The organism is Parcubacteria group bacterium (genome assembly GCA_041659505.1).
In the GTDB taxonomy this organism is placed as follows: Bacteria; Patescibacteriota; Minisyncoccia; order Moranbacterales; family UBA2206; genus UBA9630.
Genome location: JBAZYF010000003.1, coordinates 171,151 through 191,849, shown reverse-complemented (window position 1 = coordinate 191,849; position 20,699 = coordinate 171,151). Strand labels below are relative to the sequence as shown.

Below are 20,699 nucleotides of genomic sequence, written 5' to 3'. Positions count from 1 at the left end.
TGTTTTTTGCGTCAAAAAGCCACCTAAATCGTATAGTTAGTATCCGTCGGTCGGAGTTGTGTCTGACAGTAAAATAATACAAACATATGTTGGGATTTATTAGAACAATAGTGAATATCATCGTTGGTGTGATTGAATTTCTCTTATCGTTGAGATTTATTTTCAAGTTCTTCGCGGTCAACTCAAGTACCCCGTTCGTAGCATGGCTCTATGGCTCAACGGCTTCCCTTGTGGCACCGTTTGCTAGGATTCTGCCAAACCTAAATATCGGAGGATTCGTCATTGACATCACCACACTGGTCGCTCTGATTGTCTATGCTTTGGCCGGCTATCTGCTTATGGAAATACTGTCCTTCGCCGGGCCAAGATACTATCGGCCTCAATGAACTTTGGTACTGATGATCGGAAGTGGGTCCCTGCGACTTGCACCCCCCGGCCAAGTAATTGGTTGGGGGATTTTTTAATTTCAATATGCGCTTAGCGTATTTCATGATAAAATAATACTGTTGAAAAAAACAATACTTAAGTAAAAAAATTTGGCATGTTGAAGAATGAATTTAAATTTGAAAAATACCGGTTGGTTCTCGGGATATTTTTTCTCATAGCGTCATGCTTTATTTTTTACCAGAATACTTTTAGCAATGGCTTTGTCTATGATGACAAAGAGCAGATCGTTACCAATTCCTGGATTAGGAGTTTCCAGAATGTACCCAAAATATTCTCTTCCGGTGTGTGGAGTTTCCGGGAATTTGGTAATAACTTCGGTGCCTATTATCGTCCAATCATGCATCTGATTTTTTCTGTCGAGTATCATTTTTTCCACTTGGATCCTTCCGGCTATCATGTTGTTAATGTCTGTCTTCACGCAATTGTAGCAGTGATGGTTTTTGCATTTTTGCGTCTGCTACTGAGAGAAATTTTCAAAGATAATGAGAGGGAAAAGCGAAAGACGGACAAAATTGCCTTTATCGCCGCTCTCATTTTTGCCATCTACCCGATAAACAGTGAGGTTGTCAATTGGATTTCTGCTGTTCCAGAGCTCACTTTTACCCCTCTTTATCTCTTGGCTTTTTATTTTTATATCAAAGCGAATACTGAAAGAAAATATCATTTTGTCTCGCTATTATTATTTTCTATTGCTTTGCTTTGCAAGGAAACGGCAATCATGCTACCAGCGATGCTTCTAGCGTATGATTTTATCATGGGTATTGATGCTCACTATAAAAGCTTAAAAAGGATTCGGAGATGGATCGCCAGAAATTATCTCTACATCGCCATTATCGTTGCTTATCTGACTATCCGAAAAATGATTATCGGCACTGCTGTCCAAAATATTGGCCTGAATTTCATCTATATTCTCCCGGTCTTTGCTTGGAGCGTTGAACTTTTTTTTAAAAATATCGGTGAAATAATCTACCCCTACAGGCTAAGCATCGATCACATCTATCATATTCAAGATTTTTTTCTGTTTTATCTTGCGTTTATCTTTTTTTGGTTGGTAATGTTTGCCTGGTTTGATGGTCTTGGCCGCAAAATGTTTTCTATTGTTTCTTGTGAAACGCGCAGACTGTTCCTGGTTTGCTTTGCTCTATTTGCAATTCCTCTTTTTCCGGCGCTTAATTATGTCAGCCTGCCTGACTGTGTCCTAGATGAACGTTATCTCTATTTGCCCTCAGTGGGCTTTTCTCTTTTGGTAGCTTTTATGATCATGAAGTTATTCGAATATGCGAAAAAAGATCAGTTGAAGAAAATGATATTGTTTGGCATGCTAATGATTCTAGGCGGAAGTTTTTATCTGACAGTCACGCAAAGAAACCGCCAATGGAAAGATAATCTTAGTTTGTTTTCTGATGCGGTTGCCAAAAACGGCGACTCGCCCTTAGCCCGGCTTAATCTAGCTGGAACCTATGGTGATCAAGGCAGCGTGGACCAGTACAAGGCACATTTTGAAATTGCCTGTCGGCTTTATTCTGATTATAAAATAGATGATTATGCTAATTGTTTCCTGGCGCATAACTACGAGCGCAACATTGGAAAGGCCTATTTCAATCGAGGTGATCTGGATAATGCGATCAGGCATTATAAGTTAGCACTGTCAGAGAATAGTCATTCGGCGGAAACACTTAATAATCTAGGCCTAGCCTACTATGCCAAGCATGATTTTTTCGAAGCAAAAAAAAATTTATTGCAAGCAGCAGAGATTTCGCCGGATAGCCAGACTATTTTTAAAAACCTCGGCCGACTTTATTGCAGTCAAGGTGATTTTTCTCGATCTGAACGATATTTTTTCCAGGCGTTGAAGCTTGGCTCTCCGGAAGATGAGATAATTGGCGCAAGAGTAGAATGTTCCAGTTTTTAGCTGATTTCTTTACTAAAAAGGGAGATACGATTAAAATAGGAATATGATATCCAAATTGGTCATCAGGTAATTAATTTTATAATCTGATTTGAAACTATGTTTGAAATGCCGGAAGCAATGAAAGAAACCAGCGAACAGGAATGGAAGGAGTCGGTCGGCCGCCAAAATGTCTTGACGAGCTTGGAGCGGATCGGTTTCCATGAATCACTCCATCAGGAAATAATTGGTCGCTTGGTACTCCTCGAAAAGGAATCGAAATTTAATGACGACTCGCGCAAAATTGAACAGGGGATGGAAAATGTTCTTAAATTGTTGGAAAATCGCTATTCGGAGCAAAATCCTGCACTGCGCCTTTCCGCAGAACAAAAATCCAGTGCGCGGATCGCTGCAATTTTGCATGACATTGGAAAATCAGGACCGGTCGATGCGACTCTTGGTGAGCAAGAAATGATTATAAAAATTTTTGCCTGTGAAAATATTCGCGATCCAAAATTATTGCTAGAGGATGAAATCATGAAAATCTTTGAGCCTAGTCAGATTGAAGATGTTCAGTGGATGCTAGAAAAATATACAATCGACAAGGAAACGACGATGCGGGATTTCTGGGATAAGCATGCTTATTGGACGCGGGACATTTTGGAAAAATATCCACAGGGCTTGGATAGTCGGACGCGGATTATCGCTGGATCGCACCATATCGACCATGATGTCGATCCTTATGGACTAGCGAAGGATAAGGGCGCGACTCCATCAGAAGCTAGAGTCATTGGTCTGCTGGAAGATTACGCGGACGCATTGCAAGGAAAAGCGCTCATCGCGCTCGATCAATACGAAGCGGCGGTTCGACGTCGGAAATTTTCCCACGCCCAAGCGCTTGCTTGGGTGCGAAATAATCTGATCAAATTTAAGGATGACAAATTGATGGGTCTTATTTTTGAGGCGATTGATGAATTGGGAGAAGCAGGGAAAATTTTCCAGCGCGAATAACAAGTCTGACTTTTTAATAAACATCAAAATGGACTATTATTTATTCCTCTATTTTTTTGCCGGCATCCTCCAGGATTTTTTGGTGACGCTTGATTGGCGCTATATCGCCAAACACAAAGTCCGACCAGCTGTCTTGCTTTCCTTCCTTTGCACGACGGTCCAGATGCTCGTGATCTATAATATCCTCTCGCACCTAGATGCTCAGCGGAGCACGCTGGCCATCATTATCTATGCCGCTGGCGTGGCCACCGGCACTTTTTTGGCGATGAGTTTCAAGATCGGGATGGATGATTAGTTTCTGATTGACTATCGCCTTGGTTTATGCTACAAATTAACTTCATAGCAACTTAAAAACCGAATAAGCTTCTTGGTTATTTTTAGCAGAAATTAATAATACAAAGAAAAAGGGAGGGAGAATATGGGCAATGATAGGTTGATCGGTATGACGACCGGCACGCTTTTCAAAAGCATCCCGGCAGTTTCGTCTGACATCATCAAAATCCACAAACGATTAGGTGGCGGTGCGATTGAAATTGGTTGTATTCGCAAACAGGATATATGCGGATTGGCCGATCTCGATGCTGTCGATATCCGGAAACATTTCGCGCATGTCTCAATACACGCTCCGACAGATCTGAGGTACAAGCTAAATTTTGAAACAATGAGTGTCTTGGGCCATATTACGAGAGCGCACGAGCGGTTCAATTTCGATTGTGTGGTGATCCATCCGGACACCGTTGACGATTGGTCAGTTTTGAAAAATCTCTCTCTGCCGATCAGCGTGGAAAACTCTGATTGGAGGAAGAAAAGTTATGGAACAGTCTCCAATTTGGAGCAGCTGTTTGAAATTAACAATTTTGGTTTTGTGCTCGATCTCAATCACTGCTTCAGTATTGACCCGCTGATGCGGCTGGCACAGCTGATGATTGAAAAGTTTTACGACCGGATCAGCGAAATCCATCTGAGCGGTTTCGTTGAATATCACGAGCCACTTTTTCTTACAAGACAGCTCGAGATATTGAACGCTGTGCCAGAGAAAGGGAATATACCGATTATTCTCGAAGGTGTCTGTGAAGATATGGCCGCTGCTCTGGCAGAAGTTATTTATGTCAAAAAATATCTCAACCGTTAATAGTAACTTTGTGTGACTACAACTGAAAGGAGAAATCTATGTGGGATTTTGACGAAAACAAGCCGAAAAAATTACCCGGAATAAGAGTTCATTCCAGTGATAAAGGAGAACTCGCTTTGGGTAATTTGACCGAGGAAGAACAAGAAAACATCAGATGCATGGTTCGTAACCATTTCTGGGTAACCGTGACGGATGGTCGCTTAGAGGTCATTCGCCGAAGGGAGGATGTGCCCGGTCCCACCGAAGATACGGACATGTTGCCTTTCTGGCGCCGCGCCTCTCCGGGTAATCAGCAACTGCAATTGTTTCCTGTCGAGATGGAAAAATATATCATGCCATCAATCATCATCCATGCTCCTTGTGGATACAACTATTCCCCGGAAAATTATGAGATCGAAGCGGAGAAATTGACGAGTTATGGCTTTATCTGCCTGAGATCAAGAAGGGGAGAAGACGCACGATTTTGGGAACTGTGGTATCTCCCAAGTCTTTGGTCGGCCGAAGGACGACTGAAGGAATACTTGAACTTAAGAGTAGATCAAAAGGGATCAATCAAAAAAGCAGTTTCGTTCCTTTGTCGCAATGCTAGCTTCGGATCGTTGGATCTGGCCTGGCAACGAGCAGCGATGGAATTGGAGTAGCAAAGCTGCTCAAAGAAGAGGGATTTGATTATTGGAGTAATTCAAAATCAAATCCCTCTATTTTTTTATCCATAATTGAGCTTGCTGGTTTACTAAACCCCGAATTTTCACTAAAATAAAGATGTAATTTTATTAAGGCTAAAATTATGCAAGACCAAGATTTGACGAGCGGGGATATTGGAAAGCAGATCCGCCTGATCGCCATTCCCGCCAGCGTAGGATTTTTTTTCAACACGATGTATAACGCCGTCGATACCTATTTCGGCGGTCTCGTTTCTACCGATGCGTTGGCGGCACTGTCACTTTCTTTTCCGGTCTTTTTTGTCATCATTGCCTTGGGCGTGGGCATTTCGACCGGTGCCTCGGCGCTCATTGCCAATGCGATCGGAGCGAAAGACGAAGAGGAGGCGCGCGTCTATGCCTCGCAAGCCTTGAGCTTCTCGGTCATTGTCAGCCTCTTTCTTACTGCGATCGGATTTTGGGTCGCGCCATATCTTTTCATGCTCCTGGGCGCCCAAGGAAAATATCTCCAGATCGCGACAACCTACATCAACATCATTCTTCTCGGCTCAGTTTTTTTCAGCCTGACCTTTGTGATGAGCGGAATTTTGAGCGCGCGCGGCGACACCGCGACTTTTCGTAATTTTCTCATCGTCGGATTTTTTCTCAATTGTTTTTTGGATCCCGTCTTTATGTTTGGCTGGCTCGGTCTGCCGGCGATGGGACTCGCTGGCGTCGCTTGGGCCACGATTGTCATCCAAATTATCGGGGTGGTCTATATGGGTTGGGTGCTCACTCAAAGAGGCATTCTTTGCAAAGAATGCCTGCCGTTGCTTGTTCCTAAACTCAAATATTTTAAAAATCTATTCGCACAAGGTTTTCCCGCCAGTCTCAATATGCTCACTATCGCGGTGGGAATTTTCATCATTACTTACTTCGTCGCCCCGTTTGGCAAAGCGGCGGTGGCCGCCTATGGCATCATGACCCGGATGGATCAGATCGCCATGCTTCCCTCGATCGGCCTCACCACAGCCGCGCTCACTTTGATCGCCCAAAGCAACGGCGCAGGAAATTTTGAGCGTTGTCGTCAAATCTATCGCACCGTGATGCGCTATGGCTTTTTCGTTGTCATTGTCGGAATGCTTGTGGCCTATCTTTTTGCCACACCGTTCATCGCGCTTTTCACCCATGATGCGGAGGTAGTGAAAATCGGCGTCCACTATCTTCACATCTCGATCTGGATCTATTGGGCCTATATGATCCTTTATCTCGTCGTGTCCACTTTGCAAGGCCTTAAAAAACCAAACTTTGCCATCTGGATCGGCATCTATCGCCAGGCCTTCGCGCCGATCATTTTTTTCTACCTCTTTACACGCGTGCTCAACTGGCACCTCGACGGCGTCTGGTGGGGGATTTTCGCCATCAACTGGACCGCCGTCGTCATTTCTCTTCTCTATGCCAAAAAAGTGATGGACAAAATGCTTGGGGTGAAAAAATAGAGAGCGGAAAAAGATAAAGCGTTTGCGTAAAGTTGCCAAATATTTGATATAATGATACAATATCATTATAATAAAAATAATTGAGCAAAAATATGAAAAAGAAAAAACAAGAAAATGAAACTCATCCAACAATCTTCGAGCAAAAAGAAGTGCGTCGCGTCTGGCACGATGAGCAATGGTATTTTGTTATAAATGATATAGTGGAGGCGCTGACTCAAACGTCAAATGTTTCTGATTATATCAAGAAAATGAGACTAAGAGATATTGAACTTGGCAAAGGGTGGGGACAAATTGTCACCCCCCTTTCCGTAGAGACAAAGGGTGGTGTACAGAAGCTGAATTGTGGCGATTTGCAAGGAATATTCCGAATCATCCAATCAATTCCATCTCCCAAAGCCGAGCCGTTCAAGCTGTGGCTGGCGCGAATCGGACAAGAGCGTATTGAAGAAATTCAAGATCCGGAAAGAGCGATTGTGCGAGCCAAGAAAATTTATGAACAGAAGGGCTATAATGACGATTGGATCGCAAAGCGGATGCGAGGCATCAATGTGCGAAATACGCTAACTGACGAGTGGCAAGGGCGAGGAGCAAGAGAAGGATTTGATTTTGCTATCCTCACAAATGAGATTTACAAAGGAGCGTTCGAGATGAATGCCAAGCAGATTAAGGAATTTAAATCACTCAGTAATCCGGACAATCCCAGGGATCATATGTCAGAATTAGAACTGATTCTCACTATGCTGGGCGAAGCGACAACGACCGAAATAACCACTACCAGAAATTCGCAGGGCTTGGGAAAGTTACGAGGTGACGCCCAAGAAGGCGGAGCGGTGGCCGGCAGAACCAGGCAGGATATCGAACAACGAACAGGCAAAAAAGTTGTCACAAGAAATAATTTTCTAACGCAAAAAAATCAAAAAAAGTTGAAAAAATAGGCCTTTTAATTTTTTTATAATTATGGTTTTAGGGATAAGATTTCAATTGACTATCGCGCCTATCTATGCTACAAATTAATTTCATAGCTTTTTAAAAACAGAATAGGTATTTTCAGACTATTCTTGGTATATCCTGACCATACTAATCATAAAACAAACAATTAAACTTTCGAAAGGAGAAGAATCAATGAATAGTGACCAAATCGTTGTAATGGTAAATGGCTTGCCTGGAAAAATGGCAGGCGAGGTATGCAATCAAATCGTGAAGGCAGACAAGATTAGATACCCGTTTAAGCTGTACGAATCTTCCTTGACTGGCCTTGAAATCTCGGCGTTCTCGTTTACTGTAGATGACGGATTTACCATTAATTTATTCACGCCTGGTGAAAGAAGTCAGCTTGTGAAAGGGATGACATGGTACAAGGATCGTTCTTTCATTGTTGTCGATTTCTCTCATCCCTCGGCGGTCATCGAGAACGCTAAATTCTATTGTTTCCACAAAATCCCGTTTATTATGGAGACGACGGGTGGGGATCAGAAAAAACTTGTGGAAATGGTCAAGGCGTCACAGACTTGTGCTGTCATTGCACCCAATATGGCCAAGGAAGTTGTCACTTTCTTGGCCATGATGGAGTTTGCGACCAAAAATTTCCCGGGTGTTTTTAGGGGATATACGCTGAGAATCGAAGAGAGCCATCAAAACGGCAAAGTAGACACCAGTGGTACGGCCAAGGCAATGGCAGGCTATTTTAATTCTCTGGGAATTCCGTTCTTCCCAAGTCAGATTGAAAAGGTGCGTAATCCCAAAAAACAAAGAGCGATGGGAGTTCCCGAAAAGGCGCTCTCTGCACACGGATGGCATACCTACTCCTTGCGTTCTCCTGATGGAAGTGTTTTTTTTCAGTTTACGCATAATGTGAACGGCAGGGAGGTATATGCGCTGGGAACGTTGGACGCCATCAACTTTCTCGCCAAAAATATCCAGCCTGGTGCTGTCTATTCAATGGCGGATGTACTCATTGGTTGAAAGGAGGAAAATGTGAGAAGAAAACCCGAACTTGGAGAAATTGTATTTTGGCCAAATCATGGAACCTTTGGGGTCGTGATTGATCCTGAGTTTTGGTCAAAAGAAGCAGGAATAGATTATCGAGGTGTCAAGCTGACATTAGCGGGGGAGAAAGTTCCCTTATTATTGTTAGGCTCACTGATGGCACTCAAGTTTCCGTGTGGTGCTAAGCATGATCCAGCGCCAAAAGTAAAACACAGCAATATATATTTCTTGGTTCATCCGGCCGATCTTTTTAGTATCGGCTCCGCCGAAGATTTAATCAGGTTCTGTCGTTGCGCTGTGCATTTTTCCGGAGGAAATGACAGGTGTTTTTTGGAACGTGTCTCGGATGAGGCAAGGGCGATACTCCATGTGGATAGGTACATAGAGGAATTGGCGGAATTTTTTGCCAAAGCTATCCCCAAGAAATGAATCGGTTTTTTATAGCAAATTTCAATTCGAACATTGTTCACAAAAAGGGGGTCATTCGCATTACGGATGATCCCTTTTTTCTTTGCCAAAGCGGGGAAATGGGGGTAGAATAGAGATGTACGCAATTTCAGCCCTAGGCTGATCCGCCTTGGGCGGAAATTACTTACATCCTTGTCCTCCTGCTCTCATTGTCATCCTGAACTTGATTCAGGATCTCAACCCTTCATGTCATTCCCGCGCAGGCGGGAATCCAGTCTCGCAGTGTGCCAAGTTGGATAATAAATTGCCAAGATAGATAAAATAATTATGCCAGAACTAATCGATATCGAATTTGAAAAGGCCTTGCGGATGCTTGTCGCGCATTTTCCAGTATCGCAAGAAGGATCAAGAAAACCGATCTTGTTTCATGTTATCCGCGTGGGAGTCTATCTCTATGAAAATGACTATTCCCGTGATGCAGTACTTACTGGACTTCTGCACGATGCGCTAGAATGGAGCGGTATTACCGAGGAGCTCATACGATCCGAGTTCGGGGAAACCGTCTTGCAATTAGTGCGCGCCAACACCAAGGATCGTTCGATTGAAAATTCAGACCAGCGCATTGAAGATTTGGCCAAGCGCGCGGCCGAGGCCGGACGTGATGCACTGATCATCCGCGCGGCGGACACGCTTGATAGTTTCAAACATTACACTAAGACTAATAATCTACCAGAGCTCGACTATTGCCGCAAAAACGCGCTGGCGATTTTCAAATTCAAACCAACCGATTTCACTGATGGGGTTTTTGAGGAGTTGGGAGGGTTCTTGATAGGCTAATAGCGGGGGAGGTAATATATTTGATGCAAGAATATGAAAAAAACCACGGCGATCATTTTTTTGGTGATCGTAAGCGGACTGGCGCTATTTTTGGCTTTCGATAGACCGAAGAAAGCTGCGCCGGTCGAGAATCCAAAAGTTGAAGAAAATGTGCCAGTTTCGCAAGTCGAGCCCCAAAGCGAAGCGGATTTTCCGATGGCGATCGAATCGTTGAGAAAACAAACATATCCAGGCGGAGAATTTGTGTTGGAAAAAACTCTGCCGAACGGATCGAACTACAAACAATCCATCGTTTCCTATCGCTCAGAAGGCTTAAAAATCTTTGGACTTTTGACTATTCCTCTCGCGAAAAGGCCGGAGCAGGGTTTTCCGGCGATCGTCTTTGTGCATGGGTACATCGCGCCGAAGCAATATTCGACAACCGGAAACTATCAGGGCTATCAGGCAGTGCTCGCGAGAGCCGGGTTTGTCACGTTCAAACCGGACCTGCGGGGACACGGCCAATCCGAGGGTGTTGCGACCGGAGCGCATTTTTCCGAAAAATATACCATCGACACGCTTGAGGCCATCGCTTATCTCAAAAAATATCCGGATGTTGATCCCGGAAAGATCGGTTATTGGGGGCATTCCAACGGGGGAGAAATTGGTCTGCGCGTCGCGGTCATTTCCCAAGATATCAAAGCCTATTCCCTCTGGGCGGGAGTGGTGGGCAGTTTTGTTGATGAGCTAGAGACGTATAATGCAAAAATTTCCTTCCTGCGCGGTTCCAATCCGCTGGTCGAGGAGTATGGCCTGCCCAGTCAAAATCCGCAATTTTGGAACCGGATCGATCCCTATGCCTATCTCAATGATATCTCTTCACCGATCCAGCTTCAGCACGCCACCGGCGATAAAAGCGTGCCGATCGAGCTTTCGCGGCGCTTGCGGGATGAGTTGGAGAAAGTGGGAAAAAAGGTTGAGTATGTGGAATATCAGGGAGACGACCATAATATCGGTCAGAACTCCTCCTTGGCTTGGCGAAGGACGATCCAATTTTTCCGGGATAATCTATAGCTTGAGGTGTGATTTTTGGAAATGCTGATCATGGGCAAATTTTTCCCAAGCAATTTCGTTCTGGCCATTTTTCGAGCTTAATAAAAAATGCGCCTGTTTTGGCGAACTTTTCTTTACGAAAGAGGGGAATTGGAGTAGGATTGAATTACCGATGGGGTTTTTGAAAGAGTAATTATATTTGGAAAAAGTAATTATGCCAAAAATCAAAGACTTGCCAAAACATGAAATGCCAAGAGAGAAGTTGCGGGAAAGAGGAGTGGAAAATCTTCGCGATAGTGAGTTGATGGCGATTTTACTACGAACGGGGATAAAAGGCAAAAATGTTTTGAAGATTTCCAGTGGAATACTGGCTAAATTTCCCAAGAAAAAACTATTAGAACTTGATTATAAAAGTCTATCAAAAATTAAAGGTATCGGTCCGGCAAAGGCGTGTCTTTTTTTAGCGGCATTTGAGTTGACCAAGCGCGCCTTGGAAGTGGAGGACAACAACCTTCCGATGATTATTTCCGCCAAAGATGTCGTGGCGCAATTGCAAGAATTGCGCACCATGAAAAAAGAACATTTTGTCGCGCTCTATCTCAACGCGCGCAGTCAACTGATTCACAAAGAAACCGTTTCCATCGGCACGCTCAACGCCAGCCTCATTCATCCGCGCGAAGTTTTCAAGTCGGCCATTGATCAGTTGGCGGCGTCAGTTATTCTCGCGCACAATCATCCTTCCGGTAACGCCGAACCGTCGGAAGATGACTTGGAAGTGACCAAGCGCCTCAAGGAGGCGGGGAAGATTTTAGGGATTGAGGTGTTGGATCATGTGATAATCACAAAAAGTGCCTATGCAAGCTTAAAAGAAAAACAGCTCGTCTAGGGTTGAATAGGAGATATCCAACAAGAGAATTAGGATAAAAACACTATATTTAAGCCAAAAAAACACTGTTTGACATTACTAGTCTAATATAATATACTAGTAACATAACTTACTAGTATAGTTTAATATATATGCAGCAGGAGCTAATCCAATATTTGCAAAAGCAAATAAGAACAACAGAGGATAGAATCCATAAATATACGCATGATATAAAAGGGGAGCAGCTCCCTAGTCGTTTTTTATTTGTAAAAATACAGAAATATCTGTTTGATTTTTTAGCTAAAAAATCAAACAATAGGTTGATTATAATCCCTGGGCTTCGCGGCGTCGGAAAAACAACCCTAATGGCACAGATTTGTAATGATATTATTCTCAAAAGAAAAAAACTTAGAATATTATTTTTATCCATCGATGAAGCGAGGAATTTATTTAATGTAGGTATTTCTGAGATAATGCAAGCTTATGAAGAAATCCTGAAGGTTGATCTTGAAAGCCTACAGGAAGATGTTGTTATTTTTTTCGATGAAGTACAGAGTGATCCCAAGTGGGCAAAAACACTTAAGATCTTGCACGATAAGACAGCAAGGATATTTTTTTGTTGCACAGGATCTTCGGCAGTCGTTCTGCAAACTACTCCGGATATCTCAAGGGGTCGGGCTATTTTTGAACGAATGACCCCGATGTGTTTTGCGGAATTTGAGATGGTTGGAAATAAGGTTTATCCAACAAAGCAATTAAAAAACAATATCAGAGAGGCGATATACTTTTCAGCTGATGCTAGGGAAGTTTATGCTAAGTTGGGTAATTTGCAAAGATCGGTGAATGAATATTGGAGTAAGGTGGATAGGCGAGATGTTGATAGATTTCTGACGTCAGGTTCATTGCCATTCACTTTGCAATTGCCAAACGAATCGGCAATTTATGATGCAATATCATTGCTTTTGGATGGGATTATAAAAAAAGACTTGCCGATGATGGGTAGTTTCGACATAAAAACGCTAACGCAAGCCAAGCGGCTGCTTTTTATTCTTGCAGAAAATGATACGACAAGCCTGAATACTTTAGAAAAAATATTACAGATTGATCGTTTGACAGTGCTCGGTCTATTAGACGCACTGGAAAAGGCGGAATTGCTTGTGAAGGTTTCAGCTTATGGATCCAATATGTCAGTCGCAAAAAAACCAGCGAAATATTTATTTATGTCTTCAGCGATTCGGATGTCTTTTCTCTCTATTTCCGGGCAAGAAGGTACTTTTATGACCAGAAAGGGAAAGCTACTAGAAGATTCTGTCGGGGCCCATCTGTATCGAGAGTTTATCCTTCGAGGCGGGGGAGCATTCCGTTATGATAGCGCTCAAAGCGGAGCTGACTTTATTTTGCAAATTGGCAATAAGAAGCAGATTATGATTGAAGTGGGGCTGGGGAAAAAAGATAGGAAGCAAATTTTGCATAGCATGAGTCGGATTAATTCTGATTACGGAATCGTATTTTCTAGTAGTCCCTTAGTCATTGATCAGGAAGAAAAAATTGTAAATGTGCCATTGGATTATTATTTTTTAATGTAAGAGCTGACCAATGAGTTTCAGCTGCTAGAATTAGCCTAAAAAGCCAAAAAGGCGTAAAATGATAAAGTGACAGGCTGGATATCAGGGGCGATAGGATTTTTTGGGTATTAAAATAGTTTAAAACTTTATTTTTAGAAAAATGAAAAATTTTTCCGAACTCGAATATTGCCGCAAAAACGCGCTGGCAATTTTAAAATTCAAACCAACCGATTTCACCGATGGGGTTTTTGAGGAGTTGGGAGAGTTTGCGGCAGCCTAAAGTGGTACGTAATTAATTACGTACACCCCGTGTCATTCATTCCCGCACCCGCTTCACAAGCATAAACTCCGGCGGCCTGCCTGCCGAAGCCTCGGCGTAGGCAGAGAATCCAGTGTAGGAGCTTATTAAGAAGCGCAAATCCGTATGGTTAAATAATTTACCTACAAATATATGCCAGTCAGAAAAATGGAAGACAAAAATATCCGCAAGCTGACCAAGGTCGGCAAGCAATCCATCGCCGTCACCATCCCCATCGAATTATTCCGCGCACTCGGTTGGCGGGAGAAACAAAAAGTGATAGTCAAAAAATCGGGGAGTAAATTAATTATTGAGGATTGGAAAAAGTAAATTATGTCAAAAGTAGATGATCTGACAAAACGAATAATCGCTTCTCGTGACGCGCGAGATTGGAAGCAATTTCATAATCCAAAAGATTTAGCCTTGTCTTTGGTTTTGGAAGCAGCAGAGGTAATGGAGCATTTTCAATGGAAGAATGAAAGTGAAATGAAGAAGTATGCAAAAAAGGCGAAAGAAGAAATCGGCGAGGAATTGGCCGATGTTTTATATTGGGTTTTACTAATGAGTCATGATTTAGAAATAGATGTTTTGAAAGCGCTGGACAAAAAGCAAACAAAAAACGAAGAAAAATATCCAATCGAAAAGGCCAAAGGCAGGCATACTAAATACAATAAACTCTAGATTATGATTGTTTATCAATCCACAAAGCAAGGTTTTTCTCAGGATGTTGTCACTAACAATATCGAAGTTGCGATATATGATATTTTTCAGAAAAAGCTAAAAAGAAAAACCACAATTAGCGAAATGAATGCCTGGAAGAATTCTATGATGTACATGGAAAATATTCTTCAAGACGAGGATATTCCAAGTGATTGCGGCGTCATGATAGAATACCAGATTCCACAAACATCAAAGCGAGTGGATTTTATTTTAACTGGTCAAAATAATGACAGAAAAGATCACGCAGTGATTGTAGAGTTGAAGCAATGGGAAAAAGCGGAAATTACCGAAATGGATGGAATAATTTCAACATTCGTCGGCGGAGGAATGCGCGAAGTTAGCCACCCTGCATACCAAGCCTGGTCATATGCAGCACTTTTAGATAATTTTAACGAAGCTATTACCAAGGAGGAAATAACATTAATGCCATGTGCATATTTACATAATTACATAGACGATGGGGCAATTAGGAATGAGTTTTATGCTGAGCATATAAAAAGAGCGCCTGTTTTTTTGAGGAAAGAGACATTAAAACTGAGAGAGTTTATCAAGAAATTTGTAAAATATGGAGATAAGGGCAAGGTAATGTTTCAGATTGAAAGTGGAATAATAAAGCCATCAAAATGCTTGGCAGACAGCTTATCTCTAATGCTTTTGGGAAACAGTGAATTTGTAATGGTAGACGACCAAAAAGTTGTATTTGAAAAGGCAAAATATTTAGCTCTTAAATCTACAGATCAAAGCAAGAATGTCTTTATCGTCGAAGGTGGTCCAGGAACGGGAAAGTCGGTTGTAGCAATAAATCTCATGGTCGAGCTTATTAAGAATGGCCTATTTGCTCAGTATGTCTCAAAAAATTCTGCGCCAAGAACTGTTTACGAAAGTAAATTAGTAGGAACTTTGAAAAAAACAGAAATATCAAATCTATTTTCTGGATCAGGATCATTTTATAATGCGAAGAAAAATATCTTTGGAGCTTTAATTGTTGATGAAGCCCATCGCCTCAATAGCAAATCTGGAATGTTCAAGAATATGGGAGAAAATCAAATTAAGGAGATAATTAATGCTTCAAAATTCTCAGTATTTTTTATTGATGAAAATCAAAAGATCCATTTTGATGATATTGGAGAGAAAGACGAGATTAAAAAATGGGCCAAAAAATTAGGAGCGAATGTTTTTGAAAGCGATCTTAGCTCGCAATTTCGTTGTAATGGTTCGGACGGATATCTCTCGTGGCTAGATAATGCTTTGCAAGTCAGAGAAACGGCAAATGTTATTCTGGATGACGACGATTTTGATTTTAAGGTCATGGATTCTCCTGAGGAGCTACGCAAAGTCATAGTTGAGAAAAATAAAGCAAACAACAAAGCTAGAATTGTTGCAGGGTATTGTTGGGATTGGATTAGCAGAAGAAATTCAAAGTTATATGATATTAACATTCCAGAGTATGACTTTAAGATGCAATGGAATCTTGGTTCTGACGGAAATCTTTGGATCATTGCGAAAAATTCTGTAAATGAAGCCGGGTGTATTCATACTTGCCAAGGCCTGGAGGTTGATTATATTGGCGTAATCGTGGGAGATGATTTGATTGTAAGAGACGGAGTCGTTTTGGTTGACCCATCGAAAAGAGCCAAAACGGATGCTTCAATTAAAGGATACAAGACGTTACTCAAAAAAGATGAAGCTTTGGCGAAAGAAAAAATCAGGTCAATAATCAAAAATACTTACAGAACATTAATGACTAGAGGCATGAAAGGTTGCTATGTATATTTTACAGATAAAGAAACAAAGGAATATTTTAAGAGTTTAATTAAATAATAACTAATTTCAATTTTTATAATAAAAGGATATGGATTATAGAAATTACTACCAACAAAAAAAGCGCGTATTTATTAGCTTTGATTTTGATAATGATCAATTTCTCAGGGATTCCCTTATCGGTCAATGTAAAAATAATGGCACACCATTTGATATGGAAGATTGGTCTGTGAAAGAGCCATGGAGTCAAGGTGAGTGGAAAGAAAAATGTTTGTCTAAAATAAAGAGATGTGACCTGGTTATTGTTATGGTTGGGGAAAGAACGCATGCTTGCAATGGAGTGCTAGCTGAAATAGCAATGGCGAGAGAGTCCTGTGTTCCTGTTGTTGGGTTGAAAGGTTTTCCTGGTAAGAGTTGCCCTAGGCCAGAAGGATTAGTAGGGTACTATGATTGGACATGGGAAAATGTAAAAAATCTAGTTAATAAATATTAAAAAGGGTATGGATAAAAAGCTTCTAAATAAGTCTGCACCAGAATACGGGGAGAATTATTATGCTCATTATTTTGATCAATATAAAATGTATGTTGAAAGCGCCGAAAGAATTAGTGACAGAAGGCAGAATGCCAATAATTTCTTCTTAACCATCAACACCGTTCTTATATCTGTGCTTGGGTTGTCTTTTCAACTTAAGCTGATAGAAAAGCTTAATTGGATAAAAATGGTTCTGGCATTACTCGGGTTGGTTATTTGCGTTATTTTTTGGTTCTTACTTAGAGCCTATAGACAGTTAAACTCTGGTAAATTTAAAGTTATCCATGAAATAGAGCAAAATTTACCATTGGCATTGTATGATTATGAATGGAAGATTTTAGGGGAGGGGAAAAAAGAAAAATTATATTATCCATTTTCTCATATTGAGCTGCTGATTCCTTGGGTTTTTGGTTTAATTTATTTGATCTTAGGAGTTTCATTCATTGGTTAATTTTTTTTATTAAAAAATATGGAATTTTTAAAAAATAACCTCGCAATTATTATAAGCGTTGTCACTATTTTAAGTGGTTGTTTTAATATTTATCAGTATATCGAAAATAGAAAACTAAAAAAATATGGCACAGAAAAAGACCTAAAACGAAGACAGGCAAGCTTGGAAAAATTACACAATGATCATAATGATCCTGTTCTTAAGCCAATGCGTTTAGGAGAAATAGCAAAAGAACAAAACGAATTTGCATACAGGGAAAAATGTCTTAAAGCCGAGATAGAATATTTGGAAAAAATTTTAAATAAATAATCTCATTTTTTGCAATTAATTGCATACACAAAAAAATGAACCAACCAAGGCTAGCTTTTCTTTTTTAGGAGTGGGATTTATGAGAAGAAAACGAAAGAGGTGATTAGGAGACACTGGGAATAACAATGATTTTGTGTTTAATGAAAATATGGTAACTATAATAAAATTTGAATGTCTACAAGCAATATCAACATACACCTTTTTGCTATTGATGATTTTGGCTTTTGTAAAATTGTTATTTTTTAGAGATGATAATGAAAAAAGCCTTCAAAAAATTATTGGCGGACTAGCTGTGTTTGTTGTTGCAATTATATCAAAAAATGGATGGGTGTTTAGTGTTTCACTTTTTATTGGTGGTCTTATTATTGCTAGCGAGGAGTTTATGCAAAAATTAGCAATTATTTTTAGAAGTAAAAGTGAGCATATCGGCCAGAACCTAAAAACAGAGCCAGCTACTCGATCAGAAATGGACAAAAAACAAGAAGATGAGAGTGTCGATAGTATCAAATGTGATGCTGAGAAAATAGATAGAAAAAAGCAATTTCAGGAAGAGAGAAATAAAATTAAAATCGCAGAAAGCAGAGCGCTGGAGTTTTTATCAAGTGAATATGGCACTTATTTTAAGCCTGAAATAAAAATAGAAACAAAACGAGGTAATTTAATTACAGATGGCATACTTTACGATTCTCCAGTTAGCGATGTAATTTCAAAAATTGTTGAGATTAAGTATGTAAAATCAGAGAGGGCTGATTTTATTGGGGAATTCTATATAAGGAGGACCCTTGAAAGAATTAGATTTTTATTGATAGATTTGCCAGTTCTCATCGTGTTGGTTTCGGAGAGCATTACAAAAGAAGATGCTATTAAAATAGCGCAAAGAATAAAAAGATTTGGTGATGTGGAGCTTAGAGTTATTAACATTACTATTGCGAATGAAATTGAAATTATACTATAGACACGGCAAATTAATTCAACTGGTGATTCTAAAAAATTTAATTACGTAATTAATTACTTGCATAAAACAAAAATGGCTAAAAAACAATCAATGGGCGAGATGGTATTTGTACTATATGCACTCGTTGTGTTTATAAAGGTCTTACCATTGCTATTCAAAAATATAGCTTTAGGGGTTTCTATTATACTCGTGGCTTTATTCTTGCCTATAGCTATTTATGTTTTATACAAGAAGCGAAAGAAGAGGAGCTTTTTTGAAAGTAAAAATTCACTGGAGGCGATAAAAAACTTAACCCCAACTCAGTTCGAAGAGTTTATTTGTCATCTTTTTGATAAATTAGGTTATGCAACTGAAGCAGTTGGAAGGCCAAATGACGGAGGAATTGATGCGATCGCTACAAAAGAGGGAGCGAAGCACTACATTCAATGCAAAAAATTCATCACTCAGCAAGTATCTGTCGGAGCGATGCGTGATTTCTATGGCGCTGTAGTTGACAAGCTTTCTGACGCAAAGGCCTTTTTTATCACGACCAATGTTTTCACGTTGGAAGCGGAAAACTTCGCAGTGGGAAAATCAATCGAATTGATTGATGGAAAAAAATTGATGGAATATGTGAAGACGGCTGGATTGGACAAAGCAATTTCTAATCGTCCCGTCTTTGGATCTAGCATTTCTGAAAAATGTCCAAAGTGTGGTGGTCACTTGGTTTTGAAAACTGCGCACAAAGGTTCTCATGCGGGAGAAAATTTTTATGGCTGTTCCAATTTTCCAAATTGTCATTATATAAAAAACATCTAATAAATTTTTCGTACAAAAAAATGAACCACTCAAAACTACTCTCCCTCCTCGCCCAGTGGGACGGCGAAGAGGAATTCGCTATCATGCTGGCTAATCGGCCGGAGCAATTGATTTTGTACAAGGCTTTTATCGTGAAATAGGGTGATAGGGATATGTCAAATAATCTCACAATAGCTATTGTCAAAATATTTGACAAAAGATATTATGCGGTGTAAGATTTGGGTATAAGTAAAAAGTATCAAAACTATGCCTAAAAAATTATATGAGAAAATCAAAAAGCTTCGTTTGAAGCAGGGTTATTCTCAAGACTATCTAGCTAAAAAATTGAGCCTTTCCCGTCCGACGTACATGCAAATCGAAAAAGGCGAGCGGGACATCACCGTGACCGAAGCGGGACTGCTGGCGGAAATTTTTGGTATGACGCTTGTGGAATTTTTGTCCGACACTGACGTGATAGACAAAACTGTTGTTTTGGAAGCGGAAGGGGATAGAAAAGAAAAGAAAAATGAAAATGAGATCAGAATTTCCGTGCCGGTTAAGAATCAGAAAAAATTCAAAACGGTCTTGACCTATATCTTGAAAAAGGTTGGAGGAAAACCGAATATCGGCATGACTGCGATCTATAAGTTACTCTATTTCATCGACTTCGATTATTATGAAAAATATGAAGAGCAATTGATGGGCGCGGTGTATATTAAAAATCATTTTGGCCCGACTCCGGTGATGTTTGCCAAGATTGTGGAAGAAATGAAAGCTAAAAATGAGATTGAAGAGGTTAGGTCGAAATTCTATGACCGGGATCAGAAAAAATATTTCCTAAATCCCGACTATCAAGTTGATTTGACACCGCTCACCGCTCAAGAAATCAAGCATATCGATTGGGAACTTCGGCGATTAGCTGATAAAACCGCCAAAGAGCTTTCCGATCTTTCTCACGAGGATATGCCGTGGCGGGCCGCCGAAATGGGAAAGCCAGTTGAATATAACGGCGTATTCTATCGGGATGAAAAACTGTCGGTGCGGGAATACGATAAACTCTAAGAAAAATCCGGATGATAAATTTCCAGGAAACAAGCGAATTTGCCAAAGAGCTGAAAAAACTTTCCAAGAAATATCGTACGCTGGGAAAGGATTTTTATCAGCTCAAAGAATTATATCTGGTTGCAGCGCCTCAAGGCAATGGAAGCAAGCATTGGAATCTGCTTCACAAAAATGATATATTGGAAATATATAAAGTGCGGATGCATTGCGACTCCACCAAAGGGAAATTCTTCCGCGTAATTTATGCTTATCATCTCAAAACCCAAACCATTGAGCTGATCGAATTTATTGAAATATACTACAAAGGCGATAAGGAGAATGAAAATCAGGAAAGACTCAAGGACTATTTAAAAAATTTCTCTCATTGCGAATAATTACCTAAAATAAAAAAAATGAACAACTCAAAACTACTCTCCCTATTCGCCCAGTGGGACGGGGAAGAGGAATTCGCGATTATGCTGGCCTAATCACCCTCGCTTGCCGGGAATTTATTATAGTGGTATAATATCATTGTAATAAATTA

24 protein-coding genes are annotated in these 20,699 nt (G+C 40.5%); all 24 read left to right on the top strand.

The genetic code is table 11. The features are described from left to right. Positions 1-86 precede the first annotated feature (86 nt). The 24 genes from WC848_05225 to WC848_05110 all read left to right on the top strand — a co-directional run bounded on the left by WC848_05225 (position 87) and on the right by WC848_05110 (position 20,550). The gene (locus tag WC848_05225; GenBank protein ID MFA5962057.1) at positions 87-386 is read left to right on the top strand and encodes a YggT family protein; all 300 of its coding nucleotides are present in this window, start codon (positions 87-89) and stop codon (positions 384-386) included. 155 nt (positions 387-541) lie between these two features. Continuing rightward, positions 542-2,359, top strand: coding sequence for a tetratricopeptide repeat protein (locus WC848_05220; GenBank protein MFA5962056.1), 1,818 nt, complete (start codon positions 542-544; stop codon positions 2,357-2,359). A gap of 96 nt (positions 2,360-2,455) precedes the next feature. Beyond that, complete coding sequence (locus WC848_05215; GenBank protein MFA5962055.1) at positions 2,456-3,346, top strand: hypothetical protein; 891 nt, start codon at positions 2,456-2,458, stop codon at positions 3,344-3,346. A gap of 28 nt (positions 3,347-3,374) precedes the next feature. Next, positions 3,375-3,641 carry a hypothetical protein gene (locus WC848_05210; protein ID MFA5962054.1) on the top strand — a complete coding sequence of 89 codons (267 nt, stop codon included), beginning with the start codon at positions 3,375-3,377 and terminating at the stop codon, positions 3,639-3,641. Between the two features lie 123 nt (positions 3,642-3,764). After that, positions 3,765-4,478, top strand: a complete 714-nt coding sequence (locus WC848_05205) for a hypothetical protein (protein MFA5962053.1) — start codon at positions 3,765-3,767, stop codon at positions 4,476-4,478. A gap of 38 nt (positions 4,479-4,516) precedes the next feature. Beyond that, the gene (locus tag WC848_05200) at positions 4,517-5,119 is read left to right on the top strand and encodes a hypothetical protein (GenBank protein ID MFA5962052.1); all 603 of its coding nucleotides are present in this window, start codon (positions 4,517-4,519) and stop codon (positions 5,117-5,119) included. 146 nt (positions 5,120-5,265) lie between these two features. Continuing rightward, complete coding sequence (locus WC848_05195; GenBank protein ID MFA5962051.1) at positions 5,266-6,618, top strand: MATE family efflux transporter; 1,353 nt, start codon at positions 5,266-5,268, stop codon at positions 6,616-6,618. Between the two features lie 92 nt (positions 6,619-6,710). Continuing rightward, the gene (locus WC848_05190) at positions 6,711-7,553 is read left to right on the top strand and encodes a Bro-N domain-containing protein (protein ID MFA5962050.1); all 843 of its coding nucleotides are present in this window, start codon (positions 6,711-6,713) and stop codon (positions 7,551-7,553) included. 187 nt (positions 7,554-7,740) lie between these two features. After that, positions 7,741-8,580, top strand: a complete 840-nt coding sequence (locus tag WC848_05185; protein MFA5962049.1) for a dihydrodipicolinate reductase C-terminal domain-containing protein — start codon at positions 7,741-7,743, stop codon at positions 8,578-8,580. A gap of 12 nt (positions 8,581-8,592) precedes the next feature. Beyond that, positions 8,593-9,033, top strand: coding sequence for a hypothetical protein (locus WC848_05180; protein ID MFA5962048.1), 441 nt, complete (start codon positions 8,593-8,595; stop codon positions 9,031-9,033). A gap of 306 nt (positions 9,034-9,339) precedes the next feature. Continuing rightward, on the top strand, positions 9,340-9,849 hold the full coding sequence (locus tag WC848_05175; protein ID MFA5962047.1) for an HD domain-containing protein: 510 nt from the start codon (positions 9,340-9,342) through the stop codon (positions 9,847-9,849). Positions 9,850-9,882: 33 nt separating this feature from the next. Beyond that, a complete protein-coding gene (locus tag WC848_05170) occupies positions 9,883-10,902 on the top strand; it encodes an alpha/beta fold hydrolase (protein MFA5962046.1) in 1,020 nt (339 codons plus the stop codon). Between the two features lie 193 nt (positions 10,903-11,095). After that, complete coding sequence (gene radC / locus WC848_05165) at positions 11,096-11,767, top strand: DNA repair protein RadC (GenBank protein MFA5962045.1); 672 nt, start codon at positions 11,096-11,098, stop codon at positions 11,765-11,767. A gap of 131 nt (positions 11,768-11,898) precedes the next feature. Beyond that, positions 11,899-13,332 (top strand): AAA family ATPase, encoded by a 1,434-nt coding sequence (locus WC848_05160; protein MFA5962044.1) that lies wholly within the window; start codon positions 11,899-11,901, stop codon positions 13,330-13,332. A 430-nt stretch (positions 13,333-13,762) separates the two neighbouring features. Next, positions 13,763-13,939 (top strand): hypothetical protein, encoded by a 177-nt coding sequence (locus WC848_05155; GenBank protein ID MFA5962043.1) that lies wholly within the window; start codon positions 13,763-13,765, stop codon positions 13,937-13,939. A gap of 3 nt (positions 13,940-13,942) precedes the next feature. Continuing rightward, complete coding sequence (locus WC848_05150) at positions 13,943-14,290, top strand: nucleotide pyrophosphohydrolase (protein ID MFA5962042.1); 348 nt, start codon at positions 13,943-13,945, stop codon at positions 14,288-14,290. A 3-nt stretch (positions 14,291-14,293) separates the two neighbouring features. Further along, positions 14,294-16,150, top strand: coding sequence for a DUF2075 domain-containing protein (locus WC848_05145; protein MFA5962041.1), 1,857 nt, complete (start codon positions 14,294-14,296; stop codon positions 16,148-16,150). Positions 16,151-16,181: 31 nt separating this feature from the next. Continuing rightward, the gene (locus WC848_05140; protein MFA5962040.1) at positions 16,182-16,583 is read left to right on the top strand and encodes a TIR domain-containing protein; all 402 of its coding nucleotides are present in this window, start codon (positions 16,182-16,184) and stop codon (positions 16,581-16,583) included. 7 nt (positions 16,584-16,590) lie between these two features. Next, a complete protein-coding gene (locus WC848_05135) occupies positions 16,591-17,073 on the top strand; it encodes a hypothetical protein (GenBank protein ID MFA5962039.1) in 483 nt (160 codons plus the stop codon). Between the two features lie 18 nt (positions 17,074-17,091). Then, positions 17,092-17,382: a hypothetical protein gene (locus WC848_05130; GenBank protein MFA5962038.1), complete on the top strand. Its 291-nt coding sequence runs from the start codon at positions 17,092-17,094 to the stop codon at positions 17,380-17,382. Positions 17,383-17,530: 148 nt separating this feature from the next. Then, positions 17,531-18,337 (top strand): hypothetical protein, encoded by an 807-nt coding sequence (locus tag WC848_05125; protein ID MFA5962037.1) that lies wholly within the window; start codon positions 17,531-17,533, stop codon positions 18,335-18,337. 72 nt (positions 18,338-18,409) lie between these two features. Next, positions 18,410-19,135 carry a restriction endonuclease gene (locus WC848_05120; protein ID MFA5962036.1) on the top strand — a complete coding sequence of 242 codons (726 nt, stop codon included), beginning with the start codon at positions 18,410-18,412 and terminating at the stop codon, positions 19,133-19,135. Positions 19,136-19,381: 246 nt separating this feature from the next. After that, on the top strand, positions 19,382-20,176 hold the full coding sequence (locus WC848_05115) for a type II toxin-antitoxin system antitoxin SocA domain-containing protein (GenBank protein ID MFA5962035.1): 795 nt from the start codon (positions 19,382-19,384) through the stop codon (positions 20,174-20,176). A gap of 11 nt (positions 20,177-20,187) precedes the next feature. Continuing rightward, entirely contained in the window at positions 20,188-20,550 is a 363-nt protein-coding gene (locus WC848_05110) for a hypothetical protein (GenBank protein ID MFA5962034.1), read from the top strand. The last annotated feature ends 149 nt before the right edge of the window (positions 20,551-20,699 follow it).